Below are 19,715 nucleotides of genomic sequence, written 5' to 3' on the forward strand. Positions count from 1 at the left end.
CCCGCCGCGCGGCGGGGGACCGGCCCTGTGGCCCCGGCCCATCCGGGTTGTTGCCCCGCCACGATCGGACCATCCTGGCCATATGGTGACGAAGGCGTCCGGTGCGCGGCGGGCGGCCGCGGCCGGCGAGGCGATGGCGGTGGTCGACGCCGACGGCCTCGTCTCCGACTGGAGCGAGGGCGCGCGCCGGCTCACCGGGTACACCGCCGCCGACGTCGTCGGACAGCCGGCGGCCGACCTGGTCGAAGGGGACGCGACGGCGGCCCGGCGGGCGCTGCTCGCGCACGGCGAGACGCTGCTGACCCTGCGGTACCGGGACGGCCGGCCCCAGCGGACGGCCGTGCGGATGGTGCCCCTGCTGGGCGGGACCGACGGCCGACGGAGGTTCGTCGTGGTCGCGAGTCCGAACCCGCCCGAGAGCGCCCTCGGCGAGCTGGCCTTCCAGCAGGCGTCCATGTCCATGTCGGTCTTCGACACGGGGCAGCGCTATCTGCGGATGAACGACGTGGCGTGCCGGGTCATGGGCCGGCCGGAGTCCGAGTTCCGGCACCGGTACTACCCGGAGACCGTGGACGACGCCGACCACAGCCGCGGCTTCTTGCGGCACCTGGAGGCGGTCGTGGAGACCGGCCGGCCGGTCCACTACGAGAGCTGGACCCGTTCGCCGTCCGGCCGCCGTATGCACGCCTGGAACCTCGAGATGTGGCCGGTGCGGGACCGCACCGGAGCCCTGATCGGCACCGCCCTCGCCGCGTTCGACAGCAGTGAGCAGCACTGGGCACGCCAGCGCCTGGCCCTGCTCAACGAGGCCGCCGGATCCATCGGCACCAAGCTCGACGTGGTCCGGACGGCCCGCGAACTCGCCGAGCTGGTCGTGCCCCGGCTCGCCGACTTCGTCAGCGTCGACCTCCTGGAGTCCGTGCTCCAGGGCGAGGAACCCGAGATGGGCCCGGTCGACGGCGGCGTCGAACTGCGCCGGGCCGCCCACCACTCCGCCACGCCCGGCGTCCCCGAGGCGGCGATCGGCCTCGGCTCCGCCGACCTCTATCCGCCCTTCTCGCCGCCCGCCCGCGCCCTCCTCAGCGGCGAGCCCGTCCTCGCCAGGACCGGCGACCACGACCTCGACACCTGGTTCGCCCGGCACGACGCCCGCTCCGCCAAGCTCCGGCAGACCGCGGAGCACGAGCTGTCCCTCATGGCCGTACCGCTCGTCGCCCGCGGCACCACCCTCGGCGTCGCCGTGTTCGTCCGCAGCCTCACGCCCGAGCACCCCGACGCCTTCGACCAGGACGACATGATCCTCGCCGAGGAGCTGTGCAGCCGGGCCGCCGTCTGCGTGGACAACGCCCGCCGGTACACCCGGGAACGCTCCACCGCGCTCGCCCTTCAGCGCAGCCTGCTGCCGAGGGCGGTGGCGGGCCAGGCGGCCGTCCACTTCGCCTCCCGCTATCTGCCCGCGCTGTCGCAGGCCGGGGTGGGCGGCGACTGGTTCGACGTGATCCCGCTGTCCGGCACCCGGGTCGCCCTGGTCGTCGGGGACGTCGTCGGACACGGCATCCACGCCTCGGTCACCATGGGCCGGCTGCGCACGGCCGTGTGGGCGCTCGCCGACGTCGACCTGCCGCCCGACGAACTCCTCACCCACCTCGACGACCTCGTCGAACACCTCGCGGCGGGCGACGACAGCGGCGGCGGGGAGATCGGCGCCACCTGCCTGTACGCGGTGTACGACCCGGTGGCCCGCACCTGCTCGATCGCCTCGGCGGGCCACGTACCGCCCGTGGTCGTACGGCCCGACGGCCAGGTGGACGTCATCGACGTGGTGGCGGGACCGATGCTGGGCGTCGGCGGCCTCCCCTTCGAGTCGACGGAGCTGGACCTGCCCGAGGGCTCGGTCCTCGCCCTCTACACCGACGGCCTCGTGGAGGCACGGGACCGGGACGTCGACACCGGCACCGCCGCCCTCCGCGCCTCCCTGAGCGGGCCGCTCGGCAGCCTGGAGCGCGCCTGCGACACCGTGCTCAGGGACCTCCTGCCGGACACCCCCGCCGACGACGTGGCCCTGCTGCTGGCCCGCACCCGCGCCCTCGACGCCGAACAGGTGGCCGTCTGGAGCTTCGCCGACGACCCCTCCCTCGTCGCCGACGCGCGCAAGCTCGCCACCGACCAGCTGGTGCGCTGGGGCCTGGAGGACGCCGTGTTCGTCACCGAACTCGTCGTCAGCGAACTCGTCACCAACGCCATGCGCTACGGCGGCGCCCCCATCGAGCTGCGGCTCATCCGCGACCGCACCCTCATATGCGAGGTGTCCGACGCCAGCAGCACCTCGCCCCATCTGCGCCGGGCCCGCACCTTCGACGAGGGCGGCCGCGGCCTGCTCCTCGTCGCCCAGCTCACCGACCGCTGGGGCAGCCGTCCGAGCGGCGCGGGCAAGACCATCTGGGCCGAACAGGCGCTGCCGCCGGCCCCCTGAGACGACGGTCGGGGGCGGCCTCCGCCGCCCCCGACCTCCTCACCGCCGTGCGGTGCCCCCCACGTGAGGTGCTACTTCCTCCGCAGCCGCACCGCCACACCGTGGCCGGTGCAGACCTGCTCGGCCGTCCAGCCCTCGACGGCGACGGTCACCTCGGAGAACCGGCCCCGCAGGGAGTGCGCCCCGAGCACCGCCACCGTGCTGCCCGAACGCGGCGGCTGCCCGGCGTCGAAGCGGACCACCAGCTTGCTGCCCCGCTCCAGGACCGCGCGCCCGTCCACCACGAGGGCCGGGTCGGCGCCCCGGTCCAGCGTCACGTCGAGAACCCCGGCCTGCGTGTACCCGCCGCGGACCCGGACCGTGCGGTCGCCCGTGCTGAGCGTGCCGCCCTTCACCCGCACGTCACCCCGGCCGAGGGCTTCCTTCGAGCCCGCCGCGAGCACACCGGCCTCCACCGTGGTGCCGCCCGTATACCGGTTCGCGCCGGTCAGCGTGAGCGTGCCGCCGCCCCGCTTGACCAGGCCGCCCGGGCCCGCGATGTCGTTGCGCCAGGTGTCGGCCCCGTGGAAACCGCCGAGCGCGGCGTCCAGCGTGACGGTGACGTCCGAGTCGAAGGCGCCGTAGCCGTCCGCCGCCGCGAACAGGTTGAGCCGCCCCCACTGCTCCCAGCCGTCCAGCAGCACGTACCCGGACGGCAGGGCGGTGGTGCGCAGCACCTCGCGCCGCTGCGCCGCGTCGAGGTACGGCAGCCGCGTCTCCAGCAGGACCTCGGCGCCCTTGGGCACGGTCAGCCCCTGCGAACGGCCCCGCCGGGTCAGTACGTACGTCAGCTTGGGCTCGACCAGCCGCGCGTTGGCCCCGCGGTCGGCGTAGCGGTCGTCGGGGTCCGAGTGCGCGTAGGCGAACAGCGTGTCGGCCGTCGTGCCCGTCCTCGCCTGGAAGTACTCGGCGGCCTGCCGGCGCGCGGCGGCCTTGAGCGCGGTGTTCTCCGGCTTGTACAGCACGGCGGCGGCGAGCGCGGTGGCCATGATCCGGCCGCCCATGACGTCGACCGTGGAGTGCATGCCGGACATGATCCGGGTGTGGCTCAGCTCGAAGGCCCGGGTGATGATCTCCTGGAAGCGCTCCGGGACCGCGTACGCGTAGGCCAGGGCCGCCAGGTGGAAGGCGTTGGTGTGGCCGCTGGGGAAACCGCCGTCCTCGGCCGGGACCTCGCTGCGCTGCCGCAGCAGCTGCTTCACGACGACGACGTCGGAGTCGTAGACCGGGAAGCCGAGCTCGTCCTTCTCGCCGGTGTCGACGACCTCGCTGTCCTCGTTCATCCGCCACGGCCGCGGGTACTGGAAGGTGAACTTGGCCGGGTTGCTGGAGGTGAAGTCCCCGCGCACGGTGTCGACGAGCTTGGCCACCAGGCCGAGGTCCGAGTCGTACGAGCCGGCGCCCAGCGCGGAGCCGGCGGGCGCGTCGGCGGGCACGGCGTCGTTGATCTTCGTCGCCGGTATGCCGTCCGGGGCGGCGGTGATCGAGGTGACCGCCTTGGCGCCCGAGCGGTACAGCTCCGCCAGCGGGCCGAGCGCGCCGATCATCGCGTAGCTCTGGTGCTGCCGGTCGTAGACGAAGGCCTCGCGGGCCTGGGCCTCGGTGCGGCGGTGGGTCAGACGCGCGCAGTAGCGCATGTTGGCGCGCAGGATCTCCGGCAGCAGCGGGGTGCCGGTGTTCCAGGCGTCGCCGGTCTTCCAGATCTCGGCGAAACCGCCGAGCGCCCGGACCACGGCGTTGGTCTCGGGGGTCCGGTTCGACGTGATGTTGGTGCTGTAGTCGTCGACGAACGCGGCGAACGCGGTGGCGGCCTTGGCCTCGGGAGCCTGCCACAGGTTCACGAGGGTCGGAGCGGCGAGGAGGCCGGCCGAGACGCCGAGGGAGTTCCTGAGGAAGTGACGCCGGTTGAGCGTGTGGTGCCCGGCAGATGACGGCATGGGGGTGCCGCTCCTTTCGCGATGGGGTGATCGTGCGGGCTGAGCGTGGAGCTGACGTATGACCGGCGCGTGTCCGGTCGGCGACGGGCCGGGTGGATCAGGAACCGGCCGGCCGAAGGAGGGATCGCGCGAACGCGACCGCCCCCTCGACCGGCGGCACCTGGAGGGGCTGCGGCCGGGCGAGGGGGAGCATGTGGGTGAGGGCGACGGCGAACGCCGAGTACAGGGCGGGCCGCGAGAGGATCGTGCCGCCCGCGACCACCACGTCGTCGACGGCGACACCGCGCGCGGCGAGCCGCTCGACGAGCGAGGCGAGGGCGCGGCCCCCGTCGTCGATCACCCGGTGGGCGAGGACAGACCCCTGCTCGGCGGCCTCGAACACCACGGGAGCGTGCCGGCCCCACTCGGCGGACATGTCCGTGGCGCTCTCCAGGGCCGCGCCCAGCGCCGGGACCTCGGGCACGTCGAAGGAGGCGATCAGCAGCCGGGCCAGCGGGTCGGGGTCCTCGCCGCGGTCGTGCGCCGCCCAGACGGCACGGGCCGCCTCACGGACCAGGCCGGCCGCGCCGCCCTCGTCCCCGAGGACCGCACCCCAGCCACCGACCTGCACCGGCGTGCCGTCGGCACGGCGCCCGACCGCCACCGAACCGGTGCCGGCGACCAGCGCCGCGCCCTTGTCGAGACCGGCGGCCGGCACGAGCAGTTCGGCGTCGCCCACGACCAGGCACGGCACCTGAAGCCGAGCCTCCAGCGCGAGGCGGATCTCCTCGCACTGCCGGGGGGTCTCGCAGGCGTGCGCGCCGACCGCCACGGCGGCCGGCGCGACCCGCGTGGGCAGCACCTCCTCGACCAGCGCGGCGAGCCACTCGGTGGCCGCCGCCGGGTCGTGCGGTCGCCAGCCGCGGCTCGTACGGACGTGGTCGGCGACGGTCTCCGTCCCCGTGACAGCACGGAGATGGGTCTTGGTGCCGCCCACGTCGATACCGACCGCGGGTCTGAACTCCTGCACGGCAGGCCTCTCTCGTCGTTGCGTTGCGATGGCGCTGCGACGGCGGGCGAACCGTGCCTGGACACAGAAAAGTCTGTGGGGGGTGCTCGGGAAGCCCCGGGACGGGCCTCTGCTGGTGCGGCAGGCGAGTACCGCTTGACTTCGTTAGGAAATTAACTAACGAATTAGGGAGCGTCAAGAGGTTCGGACCCGGATGCCGCACGACCCGTGCGGACCGCCGCGGCACGACTGGGGAGACCATGTACCTGAGCGAGAGCGCCCGCACCGTGTTCGCCGTGCTGGCGGCCACGTGCACCGCCACCCGCCCCCAACTGGCCGCCGGGGCGGGCCTGTCCAAGCCGACCGTCTCGTCCGCCGTGGCCGAGCTGGAGGCGGCCGGGCTCGCCGCCTGCTCGGGCACCGCCTCCGGCGGCACCGGCCGCTCCGCCGCCGTCTACGCTCTCGGGCCCGCCGCGGGCGCCGTGCTCGCCGTCGACCTGGGTCCGAGCCGCACCCGGGTGCGCGGCTGCGCCCTCGACGGCACCCTGCTCGCCGAGGGCGCCGGCTCCCGGCCCGACGCCGCGGCGGTGGTGAGCGAGGCCCTCGCCGAGCTGCCGCCGGGCGCCCCGCTGCGGGCCGTGGTCGTGGCGGTCGGCGACGTGACCACCCGGGGCCGGGAGGGCGGCGGGGAGCGCCCGGCGACGGCCAAGGCGGGCCCCGTCTTCGACGCCATGTCGGTCGCCCTGCCGCCCGGCGTCCCGGTCCACCTCGAGAACAACGTGAACTGCGCGGCGCTCGCCGAGCTCCACGAGGGCGCCGCTCGCGGCCGGGACACCTTCGGCTACCTGCGGATCGGCGTGGGCATCGGCCTCGGTGTGGTCATCGGCGGCCAGGTGCTGCGCGGCGCGAACCACGCCGCCGGTGAGGTGGCCCGGCTGCCCTATCCGTGGGACGCGGACCGGGAACCGCGCCACGAGGGCCTGGAGGCGCACCTCGGGGCGGGTTCCCTGCTCCGGCGGGCGGCGGGCGCCTGGCAGGACGCCGACGGGCCCTGCCCGAGCACCGCCGAGCTGCTGTTCGCCCTGGCCGACGAGGGCCACCCCAGGGCGTGCGACGTGGTGGGGCGGCACGCCGCCGACGTGGGCCGGCTCGCCGCCGCTGCCACGGCCGTGCTCGACCCCGGCCTGATCGTCCTGGGCGGCGCCGTCGGGTCGAACCCGCAGCTCCTGCCCGGTGTGCGGGCCGAGCTGGCCCGGCTGAGCTGGCCCACCGAGGTGGTGAGCAGCGCGCTGGGCGAAAGTGGCACCGTTGTGGGGGCCAGTCGGCTGGCCGTGGCCCGAGGAATCCAAACCGTGACCGGAGGGGTGCGAGTGGAGGATTGACGGACTCCATGGACATCTGCCAATGTCCGGACAAGCGCTTTCTAAGTCGGCCGGGACGCCGGCTTGGGGTGAGTCTCCCAGCCTGTACGAGACGTACGGCAACCGCACGAGGGCGTGCCCGTGCGGTGACGGTCACAGCGGCCGGGGATACCGCTCCGCGTGGACGACGCGGCCGGGCGAGGCCGCGCCCCCGGAAAGTGACTTCACCTGCAAACTGCACCTGTGCCGCCTCGGTCGGCGCCGTGCTCTGTCCCCTACGACGAAAAAGGGAACGAAGATGATCACTGTGGGTGTGCGGCGCTCCCGCCGACTCGGCCGCGGCGGTATACGCCGCCTGGTTCCCCTCGCTGCCGTCGCCACGGCGGGCGGCCTGCTGCTCTCGGCCTGCGGCGGGGGATCCGAATCGGGCGGGACCTCCAAGTCGCTGACGTTCTGGATCTCCACGGTTCCGGGGCAGGACGCGGGCTGGAAGAAGATGGTGGCGCAGTACGAGAAGGAGACGGGCGTCAAGGTCAAGCTCGTCAACATCCCCTACGACGGCTACACGACCAAGCTGCACAACGCGGCGCAGGCCAACTCCCTGCCCGACGCGGCGACGGTGCCGGCGCTGGACCCGATCTGGTCGAACAAGCTGATCGACCTCACCTCCATCGCCGACAAGAAGAGCAACAACATCAACGCCAACTTCCTGGCGAAGGACAAGTCGGGGAAGGTGCTGGCCATCCCCTCGGACGTCACCGCGTCCGGCATGTTCATCAACAAGTCCCTCTTCGAGAAGGCCGGCGTCTCCTTCCCGACCTCGCCCCAGAAGACCTGGACCTGGACCGAGTTCATCAAGGCGGCGGACAAGGTCCGGGAGAAGACCAAGGCCAAGTACTCCCTGACCTTCGACCAGTCGCCGTCCCGGCTGCGCGCCATGGTGTACGAGATGGGCGGCAAGTACGTCCACGCGGACGACTCCGGCAAGTTCTCGGTGGACGCGGCGACGAAGAAGGCCGTGAACACCTTCGTCGGATGGAACGACGACAAGACCATGCCGAAGTCGGTGTGGACCAGCGGCGCCGACCCGTCGGCCATGTTCCAGAGCGGTGACGTCGTCGCCTACTGGTCCGGTGTGTGGCAGGTCCCCGCCTTCGCGGAGAGCATCAAGAAGTTCGAGTGGGCGAGCGTCCCGACCCCCGCCCAGCCGGTGCAGGCCAGTGACGTCAACAGCGGCGGCTTGACGGTCGGCTTCAACAACAACGCCGACGCGGCCGCCGCCGCGAAGAAGTTCCTGACCTGGCTGTACGAGCCGGACCACTACCGGGCGCTGTGCGAGGCCTCCGGCTTCCTGCCGGTCGAGAGCGGTCTGAACCCGAAGTACCCCTTCAAGTCCGAGGCGGCGCAGGCGGCGTTCAAGCTGTACAACGAGTCCATCCCGCTCTACGACCCCATCTCCGGCTATTTCAACGGCGCGCAGACGCAGTGGGTGCTGAACGGCAAGAGCCTCACCGAGGACCCGACCAAGACGGAGCTCGGCAAGGCGATCAACGGCCAGCAGTCGGCCGACAAGGCCCTGGAGAACATCGTGGCCGGCTACAACCAGCAGGTCGGCGGCTGATGCAGGCCGACGGTCCCCGGGTGGCGGGAGCGAGACACCGCCGCCCGGGGACCGTCGGGTCCCGCGCGATGCCGGGCTCATGGCCTGGGCCCACCGCAACCTCATCCACCAGCATGGAGTCAGGAACATGACAAAAAGCGCCTCGGACGCCGCACCCGTGTCCGTGAGCCCGCCCAGGAGACGCAGCAAGTACACCCTCGCGCCGCTCGTCCTCATCGCGGCCAATGTCGTGCTCTTCGCACTGTTCTTCGTCTGGCCGGCGGTCATCGGGCTCGTCTACTCGTTCACCAATTACACGGGTGTGGGGGTTCCCCAGTTCACGGGACTGGAGAACTACAGCAACCTGGTCGGGGACTCCACCTTCTACCACGCGCTGACCCGGACGCTGCTCTACACAGTGCTCTTCGTCCCGCTGAACTTCGCGCTCTCGCTGCTCGCCGCCAACCTGGTGGTGAGCAAGCACGCCAAGGGCACGTCGGTCGCCCGCGTCATCTTCTTCATCCCGTGGCTGCTGTCGCCCATCGTCGTGGGCGTCCTGTGGCGGTGGCTGTTCGGTGAGAACTTCGGACTGGTCAACTACGTCATCGGCGAGCTCGGCGGCAGCGCCGTCCCGTGGCAGTCGAACGCGGACCTGTCGCTGCTCGTGGTGGTGATGGCGGCGTCCTGGACCTGGACGGGCTTCACGATGCTGCTGTTCATCGCGGCGATCAAGAACGTACCGGTGTCGTACTACGAGGCGGCCTCGCTCGACGGCGCCGGCCCGTGGCGCCAGTTCTTCAGCATCACCCTGCCGAGCATCGCGCCCACCTCGTTCATCGTGATCCTGCTCAACACGATCAACGCGATGAAGGAGTACCCGGTGTTCGTCGCCCTCAACAACGGCGGACCCGGCACCTCGAACAACCTGCTCGTCCAGTACATCTACGAGACCGGCTTCAAGCGGGGCCAGATCGGCTACGCGAGCGCCGCGTCCTTCGTGCTCATGCTCATCCTGATGGCCGTCGCGATCATCCAGCTGATCGTCAACCGGCGGATGGAGAACCGATGACAACCACCGACATCCCGCGCCCGGTCGACGCCGGGCCCGGACGGGCCGTCTCCAAGAAGGGGCCGCGCAGGCCGGCCACCGGTGGGCTGCGGCGGGCGGTGCCCGCGACGACACTGCTGTGGATCATGGCGTGCCTGTACGGGTTGCCGGTGCTGTGGTTCATCCTCAGCTCCCTCAAGCCGGCCAGCGACCTGTTCTCCTATCCGCTGTCGCTGGTGCCGGACGACCCCACCCTGTCCGGCTACATGACGGCGTGGCGCAGTGCCAACTTCTCCCAGTACTTCATCAACACGACCATCGTGTGCGTGATCACGACGATCCTCACGGTGGGTGTCAGCTGCTGCACGGGGTACGCGCTCGCCAAGTACGACAACCGCTGGCTCAAGGCCTTCTTCATCTGCATCCTGGCGACCACCATGCTGCCGGGTGAGGTCATGCTCGCCCCGTCGTTCCTGGTGGTCCGCGACCTGGGCCTCTACAACTCGTTCGGCGGCATCATCCTCCCGGCCGTGCTGACCGCGACCGGCTGCTTCATGTTCCGCCAGTTCTTCCTGACGGTCCCCGACGAACTCCTGGAAGCCGCACGCATCGACGGAGCGCGGGAGCTGTCGATCTTCCTGCGGATCATGGTGCCGCTGTCCCGGCCCATCATGCTCACCCTCGCCATCCTGTCCTTCCAGTGGCGGTGGAACGACTACATCTGGCCGCTGCTGATGCTCAACGACCCCAACAAGTTCACCGTGCAGATCGGTATCCAGAGCATCGTCGGCGCGCAGAACATCAACTGGTCGGTCCTGCTCGGCGCCTCGGTCATCTCCATGATCCCGCTGATCGTCGTCTTCCTGGTGTTCCAACGTTACGTCATGAACGCCGACATCAACGCCGGACTGAAGGACTGACCTTGCCCACCCCGCTCGACCACGAGTTCCTCCGCGCGGCGGCCCGTGCCGCCGACCGGCGGGCCGCCCCGCTCGCGGCCCGCCCCGACGAGGAGCCCGCCGGTGAGCCCCACCGCGCACTCGCCCGCCGCGTGAAGACTCTGGTCGCTGCCCACCGGTCCCCGGACTCGGCACTCCACGGCAGCGAGCGGGCCGTCGCCGCCGCGACGACCCACCTCGCCGCCCTGCGGGCCGCGCAGACCACCACCGGTCTCTTCGCCGGTGGCGACAACCTGCAGTCACCACCTGACTCCGCGTTCACCGTCAACGACGTGTGCGACGCGCACGTCCTCGCCGCCGGCGCGGGACCGGACCTGCACGACGTCACGGCGGCGCTCGCCGAGATCGCTGGCGCCGCCACGGAGAGTCTCCTGACCGGCGGGGTGCACACCCCGAACCACCGCTGGGAACTGTGCGCGGCGCTCGCCCGGCTGCACCGGTCGTTCCCCGACCAGCGGCTCCTCGACCGCGTCGAGGAGTGGCTCGCCGAGGGCGTCGACATCGACGCGGACGGCCAGTACTCGGAACGGAGCGCCAACTACGCGGCCCATGTGTCCAACCCGTCGCTGCTGCTCCTCGCCGACGTCCTCGGCCGCGCCGACCTGTCGGACGCCGTCGAACGCAACCTCACCACGACCCTCGACCTGATCAGGCCCGACGGCACGGTGGAGACCGTCCACTCGCGACGGCAGGACCAGCGCCACCCGTTCCCGCTGGCGCCCTATCTGCCGCACTACCGGCTCCTCGCGGTCCGCACCGGCCGCGGCGACCTCGCCCGGGCCGCACGCCTGGCGGCCGCCGACGGCATCGACGACCCCGACCTGCTCGCCCAGACCCTCCTCACCCCGGACCTGTCCCGCACCCTGCCGGCCCCGGCCGCGGAGACACTTCCGCGCCACCGGTACCTCACCACCGCCGGTCTCGCCGCACGCGTAACGGCCACCGCGCACACGGTGGTGTACGGCGGCTCCGACGTGCCCGCCCACCGGCGCGTCCGCTCGGGCCTCGCCTGCAACCCCACCTTCCTGCGCCTGTTCGCCGGCGACGCCGTCCTCGACGCGGTCCGTCTGTCGCGGGCGTTCTTCGACCTGGGTCCCTTCCGCGCCGCCGCCATGGAACAGGTCGCCGACCACCGGTACCGGCTCACCGAGACCCTCACCGCCGCCTACTACCAGCCGCTCCCGAAGGAGGACAGGCGCGACGACGGCGGCTACCGCCTGGTGGACGAGGGCCGCTTCTCCGCCGCGATGGCGTTCCCCGACCGGCCCCGCGACGAGGTCACCCACACGACCCGCGTCGAGGTCGACCTGCGGGAGGACGGCGCCGACCTGCGGATCGACATCGGCGGCCCCCGGGTGCCCTGGTCCCTCGAACTGACCTTCAGGCCGGGCGGCGCCCCCGAGGGCGCCGTGCCGCTCGGCGACGGACGCTGGTGCCTGACCACCGGGCCGATGACCTACCGGGCCGGTGACGACGAGATCCGGGTAGAGGCCGCCGTCGAGGCGGGCGACCCGCTCGCCGGGCCCGACCTGGGCGACGTCCTGCGGTACGACCCGGGTCAGGATCACACCGTGGTCGGCGGCACCGACGCCACGACCGGGAACCGCGTGTACATCGGTGGACTCGGCCCGCACACCCTGACCGTCGCGCTGCGCGCCCGCAGGCCCGCCCCCGCCGTATGACACCGACGACCCACGCCATGGCCACCTCCGGTACGAAGGGCTGATCCACCCGTGCGTCCACCCGTGCACCTCCCGCGCCAGCTCGGCTCGCTGCACGACCTCCCGGATTCCCCCGAGGCCTACGACGAGGTCCTCGCCGACGTCACCGAGCAGGCCCTCGCCCGGCTCACGCCCGAGGGCAACCTCGAACACCCCGACTGCGACGACGACATCGGCGACACCTCCCTCGGCATCACCTCACTGCTGGCGCTCGCCTGGCAGCGCACCAAGGACCCCCGGCTCCCCGAGGCCGTCCGCCGCAGCACGGACTTCCACCTGCGCGAGCGCGTCTACACCGACGACAACCCCGGCTACCCCAACCTGAGGGTCCGGGGCTCCGGCCTCCCCTACGCCCGGTACGTGCTGGAGGCGGGCGCCCACCCCATCGGCGACTGGCCGAGCACGGTGTGGTCGCTGCTCCAGGCCGTCAACCTGCTCGACCTCGCCGAAGGACTCCTCGACGACGAGCGGACCGCCGCCCTGCGCGACACGGCCCGCGGCTACTGGCGCTGGCTGACCGAGGCGACCTTCTTCAACCCGCAGGAGGCCGGCAACCAGGCCATCGGCTGCGTCGTCGGCGGCCTGATGCTCGCCCGGCACCTGCCCCCGGAGGAGGGCGAGCGGGTCCGCGAGCGGGCGATCGCGCTGTACACCGACGAGATCCGCGCCCACCGGGTCCGCGACCGGGGTGCGCTCCTGCCCCCGGAGCACGGCGGCGCCTACGACAACAACTACGGCCCCATCTCCCTGTCCTTCCTCGCCCAGGCCCACCGGGTGAGCGGCGCGGAGATCTTCGCCGAGGACGGCGAGGCCGTCGCCCGCTACCTCGACGCCCGCCTGACCACCGGCGGCTTCGACTTCGGCGGCCCCCGCTACAGCGAGCAGCACTCCGGCTTCGAGTCCGTGCTCGGCCTGCGCTACTTCGGCCACCGCGTCGGCGCCGACCTCGGCCGCTACCGGGGCGACACCCGCTGGGGCCGGTACGCGGTCAAGCCGGACGGCGGGGTCGACGGCCACTTCGCGTGGATGCTGGTCTGGCAGATCCAGGACACCACGCCCTGGCACCGCACCCCGTCCACGGAACCCGTCCGGCACCAGCTGCGGGCGGGTGGCGTCTCGGTCGCCTTCGACTCGCGGATGACGCCGTCGCTGATCGAGGCCGACGGGACGTACCTCCTGCCGGCCGCCGTCAACCGCCAGCACGGCTTCGGCCCGGTCGTCGACGGCTTCCTGTTGTGCCGCCCCATGGGCGAGGTCCGCGTCCGCGACGTCCGGGCGGGCGGACTGACCGCCAAGCTCGTCACCAAGCCCGTCGTCACCCGCGACCACGTCCTGCGGCACGTGCGGTCCCTGTACGTCACCGACGGCACCCGGCTGTGGGCCACGGTGGCCGTCGAACGCCTCCCCGGCGAGCCGTACCTCCTCGCGGGCCTGCCGTACGTGTCGGACGACGGCGACAGGCTGCGCCGTATCGCCGAGGCCGAGGTGGCCTCCGCGGGCGACCTGCGTCTGACCCACCCGACCGCCGAGGGCCCGGAGTACTTCGACGCCCGCGCCGACACCACCCAGGAGCAGGCGGCCTTCACCCTCGCCGCCGACCCGCGCGGCTACGGCAACCCCGACGAGGGCTGGTCCCACCTGGTGGCGTCCACGGCCGTCGAGGCGACCCCCGTACCGGGCGGCCCGGACGACCTGGACGTCTTCGCGGTCCGCTACGGACCCGGCGACACCTTCCGGGCGTCCTTCGCCCACACCCCGGACGGCCTCACGGTCCGCACGGAGGCGTTCACCGCCGTCATCGGCGACCCGGCGGGCGACGAACACGGCGAGCCGCTGCTCACCCTGCGCGACTGAGCCCCCCGAACGCGAGGGCGACCCGCCGATACCTGACCCGGCGGGCCGCCCTCGCCCATCCCTCGCCCATCCCTCGCCCCTCACCGCACCGCAGCGTCGACCGCCGGCATCGCCGCCGGCGGAACCACCACGTCCGCCCGCTCCCGTGTCGCCGCCACCAGGTCGGCGTTGCGCTGGTCCGTGCCCAGCACCCACGCGACCGCCTCGTCGCGCCCCTTGCCGAACTCCTCGTGCCGGGCGACGAGGCGCCGTACGCGTTCGGTCTCGTCGAGCGCGCAGAACCAGACCTCGTCCAGCCGGGCACGGACGCGGGCCCAGGCCCCCTCCTCCAACAGCAGGTAGTTCCCCTCCGTCACCACCAGACGGGCGGCGGGCGGCACGGGGATCGCCCCCGCCAGGGGCTGCTCCAGCGTCCGCTCGAAGCCCGGCGCGTACACCACGTCGTGCTCGTCGTCGCGCAGCCGCCGCAGCAGGGCCGCGTACCCGGCCGCGTCGAACGTGTCCGGCGCGCCCTTGCGGTCCCGGCGGCCCAGCCGGTCCAGCTCCACGTCGGCGAGGTGGAAGCCGTCCATCGGCACATGCGCGACCCAGGGCTCCCCGTCGCCGTTGAGCGCCCCGGTCAGCCGCTCGGCGAGGGTGGTCTTGCCGGCTCCCGGACTGCCGGTGATGCCCAGCAGGGCCCGGCGGCCGGGGCGGACGAGTGAGGCGGCCCGCTCCAGCAGGTCGTCGAAGGTCAGGGACATGCGGACGACGGTAGACCAATGCTGCTTATCCGGGCCCGGACGGGGCAGGCGAGCGGTGCTGTTGCCGAGCGGGACAGGGAAGTGGAAGGTGACCATGGGGGAGGAGCGCGAGCCGGGGTCGGTGGGCGACATCGAGGCGATGCGGGAGGAAGTGGCCCGGCTGCGGGCGGAGGTCCGGCAGCTGCGCACCAGGACGGAGAGCCGCCCCCTGATCGCCCAGGCCCAGGGCATGCTGCGGGAACGCTACGCGCTGCCCGACGCGGAGACCGCGTTCGCCCTGCTCCAGCGCGCCTCGCAGCAGTACAACGTCAAGCTGCGCACCCTCGCCGAGGCCGCCGTGAGCGCGCCGAGACCCGACGGGCGCGGCACCCTGTGGTTCCCCGGCCGGGCCCGGCACGCGGAGCCCTCCCTCACCTTCAAGGAGGGACGCGACCGCCGCACCGGACGCGGCAACCGGAGCGAGGTGCTGACCGCCGTGCTCAGCCAGACCCTCACGGTCGTCGGCACCGACATGGGCAACGTCCAGATCGCCGACCGCGCCGAGCGCGGACTGCGCATCGAGCGGCACACGGGCCTCACCGACGACTTCGTCGACTTCTTCGCGTTCGTCGGCGAGGAGGGCACCTCCTGCGCGTTGGCCGCCCGTGACATCACCCAGGTGACGGTCCGGGACGTGGCGACGCACCCGGTGTTCACCGAGGACGCCCGGCAGGCGATCCTCCTGGCGGGCAGCCGCGCCTGCCACAGCGTGCCCCTGACCACCGCGTCCGGGTTGTGCGTGGGCATGGTCTCGGCCCACCTCGAGCATCCGGTCGAGGAGCTGACGCGCGCCCAGCTCAAGGCACTGGCGGTCGTCGGTGCCGAGGTCGGCGAATGGCTCGCCTGGTACGACCGCACCGTCGTCCTGGACGCACTCGAACACCTCCACGCCCTCGGCCGCGCCCACAGCGGCAGCCGCGTCCCCCGCCGCTGACGAATTCCGCGATCTTCGCCCACTGACTCCCGCCGCACGGGGAACCCCCCTTCCATGACAGAGACCACCGAACCGACAGACCTGGGCCTTCCCCGGCCCGTCCGGGCCTGCCTCTTCGACCTCGACGGCGTCATCACCCGGACCGCCGTCGTGCACGCCGCCGCCTGGAAGCAGGCGTTCGACGAGTTCCTGCGCCGCCACGACGGCGACTCCTTCCGCCCCTTCGACAGCGGCAAGGACTACGACGAGTACGTGGACGGCCGCCCCCGCGCCGACGGCGTCCGCACCTTCCTCGCCTCCCGCGGCATCCAACTGCCCGAGGGCGGCCCCGACGACCCGCCCGACGCGCCCACCGTGCACGGCCTCGGCAACCGCAAGAACGACCTGCTCCTCCACCTCATCCGCACCGACGGCGTCGAGGCCTACGACGGCACCCTGCGCTACGTCGAGCAGGCCCGTGCCCGGGGGCTGCTGACCGCGGTCGTCTCCTCCAGCGCCAACTGCCGTGACGTCCTGCGCTCCATCGGCGCCGAGCACCTCTTCGACGTGCGGATCGACGGCGTGGTCGCCGCCGAGCGCGGCCTGCCCGGCAAGCCGGCCCCGGACACCTTCCTCGCCGCCGCCCGCGACCTCGGGGTCGAACCCGCCGAGGCCGCCGTCTTCGAGGACGCCCTCGCCGGCATGGACGCCGGACGCGCGGGCCGCTTCGGGCACGTCGTCGGCATCGACCGCGTCGGCCAGGCGGACGCCCTGCGCGCCCACGGCGCCGACGTCGTCGTACCGGACCTGACGGAACTGGGGGACTGGGCGTGATCACCCACCGCTCGTACGGCGTCGCACCCTGGGCCCTGCGCGAACGGCACCTCGACCTCGACCTCCTGCCGCAGAGCGAATCGGTGTTCGCCCTGTCCAACGGCCACATCGGCTGGCGCGGCAACCTCGACGAGGGCGAACCCCACGGCCTGCCGGGCAGCTACCTCAACGGCGTCCACGAGACACACCCGCTGCCGTACGCGGAGGCCGGCTACGGCTACCCGGAGTCCGGGCAGACCGTCATCGACATCACCAACGGCAAGATCATCCGCCTGCTCGTCGACGACGAGCCCTTCGACCTGCGCTACGGCCGCCTCCGCTCCCACGAACGCGTCCTCGACCTGCGCGATGGCGTGCTGCGGCGCACCTGCGAGTGGACCTCCCCGGCCGGGACGACCGTCCGCGTCCGCTCCACCCGCCTCGTCTCCCTCACCCAGCGGGCGATCGCCGCCGTCGCCTACGAGGTCGAGGCCGTGGACGGCGAGGCCCGTGTCGTCGTCCAGTCGGAACTGGTGGCCAACGAGCAACTCCCCGAACGCGACGGCGATCCCCGCGCCGCAGTCGCCCTGGAGTCACCGCTGGAAGCCGAGGAGCACTTCGCGGACGGGCCCCGGCTGAGGCTCGTCCACCGCACCCGGCGCACCGGACTGCGGGTCGGCGCCGCCGCCGACCACCTCGTCACCGCGCCCGGCTCCGTCACCACCAGCGGCGAGAGCCGGGACGACGTGGCCCGTCTCACCGCGACGACCGTCCTGGAGCCCGGCCAGACCCTGCGCGTGGAGAAGCTCGTCGCCCACGGCTGGTCCGGCACCCGCTCGCTGCCCGCCGTCGCCGACCAGGTCGACGCCGCGCTGTCCGCCGCCTCGTACGGCGGCTGGCAGGGCCTCGTCGAGGAACAGCGCGCCTACCTGGACGACTTCTGGGCGCGCGCGGACGTCGAGGTCGACGGCGACGAGGAGATCCAGCAGGCCGTACGGTTCGCCCTGTTCCACGTCCTCCAGGCGGGCGCCCGCGCCGAGCAGCGGGCCCTGCCCGCCAAGGGCCTCACCGGCTCCGGCTACGACGGGCACGCCTTCTGGGACACCGAGACCTTCGTGCTGCCCCTGCTCACCTACACCGCGCCCGGCGCGGTCACCGAGGCCCTGCGCTGGCGGCAGCACACCCTGCCCGCCGCCCGCGACCGGGCCGCCCAACTGGGCCTCGAGGGGGCCGCGTTCCCGTGGCGGACCATCGACGGCTCGGAGGGCTCCGCGTACTGGCCCGCCGGTACGGCCGCGTTCCACGTCAACGCCGACATCGCCGACGCCGTGGTCCGCCACACCCTCGTCACCGGCGACACCGACTTCGAACGCGACACCGGCCTCGAACTCCTTGTGGAGACGGCCCGGCTCTGGCGCTCCCTCGGCCACCACGACCCCCACGGCGCGTTCCACATCGACGGGGTGACCGGCCCGGACGAGTACAGCGCCGTCGTGGACGACAACACGTACACCAACCTCATGGCCCGCGCGAACCTCCTGGCCGCCGCGGACACCGCGGAACGCCACCCCGAGCGGGCCGACCGGCTCGGCGTCGACGACGAGGAGAGCGCCGCCTGGCGGGACGCCGCCCACGCCATGCACATCCCCTACGACCCGGACCTCGGCGTCCACGAGCAGCACGCCGGGTTCACCCGCCACCAGCGCTGGGACTTCCGCGGCACCCGCCCCGACCAGTACCCGCTGATGCTGCACTTCCCGTACTTCGACCTCTACCGCAAACAGGTCGTCAAACAGGCCGACCTGGTCCTCGCCCTGTACAAGTGCGGGGACCGTTTCGACGAGGAGCAGGTGGCCCGCGACTTCGCCTACTACGAGCCGCTCACGGTCCGCGACTCCTCCCTGTCCGCCTGCTGCCAGGCGGTCATCGCCGCCCAGGTCGGCCATCTCGACCTGGCCTACGACTATCTGACCGAGGCGGCGATGATGGATCTGCGGGACCTGGAGAACAACACCCGCGACGGACTGCACATCGCCTCCCTCGCCGGTACCTGGACGGCGCTCGTCGCGGGCTTCGGCGGCATGCGCCACCAGGGGCCCGTCGTCGACTTCGCGCCCAGGCTCCCCGAGCGGCTGAGCAGGCTCGCCTTCAGCCTCGGACTGCGGGACACCTGCCTGCGCGTCGAGATCAAACCCCGCCACGCCACGTACGAGCTGGTCGGCGGTGACTCCCTGACCATCCGCCACTACGGCGAGCCGGTCACCCTCGACGGGGAGAAGCCCCGGCGGCTCGACATCCCGGCCGCGCGACCGGCCGGTCCGCCGCCGGAACAGCCGCCGCACCGGCGGCCCGGCCGGCGCGGGAGGCGCGGAGCCTGAGAGGTCAGCCGCAGAACGCGGCCTCCAGTGTGCGGTTCATGGTGGCGTACACCGTCCCGTTGTTGGAGGTGTTGGCGAACGACGTCAGACCGCGCTTGCCGTTCTTCGAGGTGAACGCCCAGGTGTAGTACCCCTGCACGGTGCCCGTGTGCCCGTACACCGAGCCGCACGACAGATCACGCCGGCGCAGCCCCAGCCCGTACGCCTGCGTGCTGTTCACCGGCGTCCACTTCAGCATCTGCTTCAGCTGGGCGGCGGAGGTCAGTTCGCCCCGCATCAGTGCGGAAAGGAACGTGTTGAGGTCCTTGCCGCTGGACACCAGGGCCCCCGCGCTCTGCGCCCAGGACACGGTCTGCCGGGTCGAGTCGATCTTCCGGCCGGAGGAGTCGGCGGTCATGTAACCGCGCGCGTACCGGCCGGGGATCGTGTTCTTCGGATGGACGTAGTACGTGTCGGTCAGCTTCAGCGGCTTGATGAGGCGCTCCTGGTACGCCGTCGCCACCGACTGCTTGGTGAGCTTCTCGATGAGCATGCCCGCCACGACGAAGTTGGCGTTGGAGTAGGAGTAGACCGCGCCCGGCTTGTTGGTGAGGGGCTTCGCGAGCGACAGGTCCATCAGCTGACGGTAGGTGTAGACGCGGTTGCGGACGTTCTCGAACCCCTGCACCGACTGGGCGAAGAGGGTGTTGGCGTAGTCGTACAGACCGCTGCGGTGACTGAGCACATGACGCACGGTGATCCGCTTGTCGGGCAGCAGCCCCGGCAGATAGGTGTTCACCGAGGTGTCGAGCTTCAGCTTGCCCTCGTCGACCAGCTGCAGCAGCACCACCGCCGTGAAGGTCTTGGTGA

The 19,715-nt window shown here is 72.4% G+C and carries 14 protein-coding genes; 10 read left to right on the top strand and 4 right to left on the bottom strand.

Annotated elements, in window-relative coordinates; all coding sequences use genetic code 11:
• Positions 1–82 precede the first annotated feature (82 nt).
• Positions 83–2,473, top strand: a complete 2,391-nt coding sequence (locus tag AOK23_RS31870) for an ATP-binding SpoIIE family protein phosphatase (protein ID WP_055716035.1) — start codon at positions 83–85, stop codon at positions 2,471–2,473.
• A 71-nt stretch (positions 2,474–2,544) separates the two neighbouring features.
• Here AOK23_RS31870 and AOK23_RS31875 read toward each other — a convergent pair whose 3' ends face one another.
• Complete coding sequence (locus AOK23_RS31875; protein WP_055716036.1) at positions 2,545–4,449, bottom strand: phosphatase PAP2 family protein; 1,905 nt, start codon at positions 4,447–4,449, stop codon at positions 2,545–2,547.
• A 97-nt stretch (positions 4,450–4,546) separates the two neighbouring features.
• A complete protein-coding gene (locus AOK23_RS31880) occupies positions 4,547–5,458 on the bottom strand; it encodes an N-acetylglucosamine kinase (RefSeq protein WP_055716037.1) in 912 nt (303 codons plus the stop codon).
• Between the two features lie 239 nt (positions 5,459–5,697).
• Between AOK23_RS31880 and AOK23_RS31885 the strand changes: the two genes are divergently transcribed.
• The 6 genes from AOK23_RS31885 (at position 5,698) to AOK23_RS31910 (ending at position 13,980) form a co-directional block, all read left to right on the top strand.
• Positions 5,698–6,819, top strand: a complete 1,122-nt coding sequence (locus AOK23_RS31885) for an ROK family protein (protein ID WP_055716038.1) — start codon at positions 5,698–5,700, stop codon at positions 6,817–6,819.
• Positions 6,820–7,096: 277 nt separating this feature from the next.
• Entirely contained in the window at positions 7,097–8,419 is a 1,323-nt protein-coding gene (locus tag AOK23_RS31890) for an extracellular solute-binding protein (RefSeq protein WP_055716039.1), read from the top strand.
• A 127-nt stretch (positions 8,420–8,546) separates the two neighbouring features.
• Complete coding sequence (locus tag AOK23_RS31895; RefSeq protein WP_055716048.1) at positions 8,547–9,467, top strand: carbohydrate ABC transporter permease; 921 nt, start codon at positions 8,547–8,549, stop codon at positions 9,465–9,467.
• Positions 9,464–10,366: a carbohydrate ABC transporter permease gene (locus AOK23_RS31900; RefSeq protein WP_055716040.1), complete on the top strand. Its 903-nt coding sequence runs from the start codon at positions 9,464–9,466 to the stop codon at positions 10,364–10,366. The genes AOK23_RS31895 and AOK23_RS31900 overlap by 4 nt, the downstream gene beginning before the upstream one ends.
• A gap of 2 nt (positions 10,367–10,368) precedes the next feature.
• The gene (locus AOK23_RS31905; protein ID WP_055716041.1) at positions 10,369–12,087 is read left to right on the top strand and encodes a hypothetical protein; all 1,719 of its coding nucleotides are present in this window, start codon (positions 10,369–10,371) and stop codon (positions 12,085–12,087) included.
• Between the two features lie 63 nt (positions 12,088–12,150).
• Complete coding sequence (locus AOK23_RS31910; protein ID WP_055716042.1) at positions 12,151–13,980, top strand: hypothetical protein; 1,830 nt, start codon at positions 12,151–12,153, stop codon at positions 13,978–13,980.
• An 80-nt stretch (positions 13,981–14,060) separates the two neighbouring features.
• Here the strand turns inward: AOK23_RS31910 and AOK23_RS31915 are convergent, their stop codons facing one another.
• On the bottom strand, positions 14,061–14,723 hold the full coding sequence (locus tag AOK23_RS31915) for a nucleoside/nucleotide kinase family protein (RefSeq protein ID WP_055716043.1): 663 nt from the start codon (positions 14,721–14,723) through the stop codon (positions 14,061–14,063).
• A gap of 94 nt (positions 14,724–14,817) precedes the next feature.
• Here AOK23_RS31915 and AOK23_RS31920 point away from each other — a divergent pair, with 94 nt between their 5' ends.
• Genes AOK23_RS31920 through AOK23_RS31930 form a run of 3 tightly spaced genes read left to right on the top strand, consistent with a single transcriptional unit; the run spans position 14,818 to position 18,866 of the window.
• Positions 14,818–15,696 carry an ANTAR domain-containing protein gene (locus AOK23_RS31920; protein ID WP_055716044.1) on the top strand — a complete coding sequence of 293 codons (879 nt, stop codon included), beginning with the start codon at positions 14,818–14,820 and terminating at the stop codon, positions 15,694–15,696.
• 54 nt (positions 15,697–15,750) lie between these two features.
• Entirely contained in the window at positions 15,751–16,509 is a 759-nt protein-coding gene (locus tag AOK23_RS31925; RefSeq protein WP_055716045.1) for an HAD family hydrolase, read from the top strand.
• On the top strand, positions 16,506–18,866 hold the full coding sequence (locus AOK23_RS31930; RefSeq protein ID WP_055716046.1) for a glycoside hydrolase family 65 protein: 2,361 nt from the start codon (positions 16,506–16,508) through the stop codon (positions 18,864–18,866). The genes AOK23_RS31925 and AOK23_RS31930 overlap by 4 nt, the downstream gene beginning before the upstream one ends.
• 4 nt (positions 18,867–18,870) lie before the next feature.
• Here AOK23_RS31930 and AOK23_RS31935 read toward each other — a convergent pair.
• On the bottom strand, positions 18,871–19,715 hold an 845-nt coding region (locus AOK23_RS31935; RefSeq protein WP_055716047.1), incomplete at its 5' end, for a serine hydrolase domain-containing protein.

It is taken from the genome of Streptomyces torulosus (assembly GCF_001419765.1).
Taxonomy (GTDB): Bacteria; Actinomycetota; Actinomycetes; order Streptomycetales; family Streptomycetaceae; genus Streptomyces; species Streptomyces torulosus.

Coding starts and splice junctions, on each gene's coding strand:
- AOK23_RS31870 (WP_055716035.1), top strand. CDS start 83: ATGGTGACGAAGGCGTCCGGTGCGCGGCGGGCGGCCGCGGCCGGCGAG.
- AOK23_RS31875 (WP_055716036.1), bottom strand. CDS start 4,449: ATGCCGTCATCTGCCGGGCACCACACGCTCAACCGGCGTCACTTCCTC.
- AOK23_RS31885 (WP_055716038.1), top strand. CDS start 5,698: ATGTACCTGAGCGAGAGCGCCCGCACCGTGTTCGCCGTGCTGGCGGCC.
- AOK23_RS31890 (WP_055716039.1), top strand. CDS start 7,097: ATGATCACTGTGGGTGTGCGGCGCTCCCGCCGACTCGGCCGCGGCGGT.
- AOK23_RS31895 (WP_055716048.1), top strand. CDS start 8,547: ATGACAAAAAGCGCCTCGGACGCCGCACCCGTGTCCGTGAGCCCGCCC.
- AOK23_RS31900 (WP_055716040.1), top strand. CDS start 9,464: ATGACAACCACCGACATCCCGCGCCCGGTCGACGCCGGGCCCGGACGG.
- AOK23_RS31915 (WP_055716043.1), bottom strand. CDS start 14,723: ATGTCCCTGACCTTCGACGACCTGCTGGAGCGGGCCGCCTCACTCGTC.
- AOK23_RS31920 (WP_055716044.1), top strand. CDS start 14,818: ATGGGGGAGGAGCGCGAGCCGGGGTCGGTGGGCGACATCGAGGCGATG.
- AOK23_RS31925 (WP_055716045.1), top strand. CDS start 15,751: ATGACAGAGACCACCGAACCGACAGACCTGGGCCTTCCCCGGCCCGTC.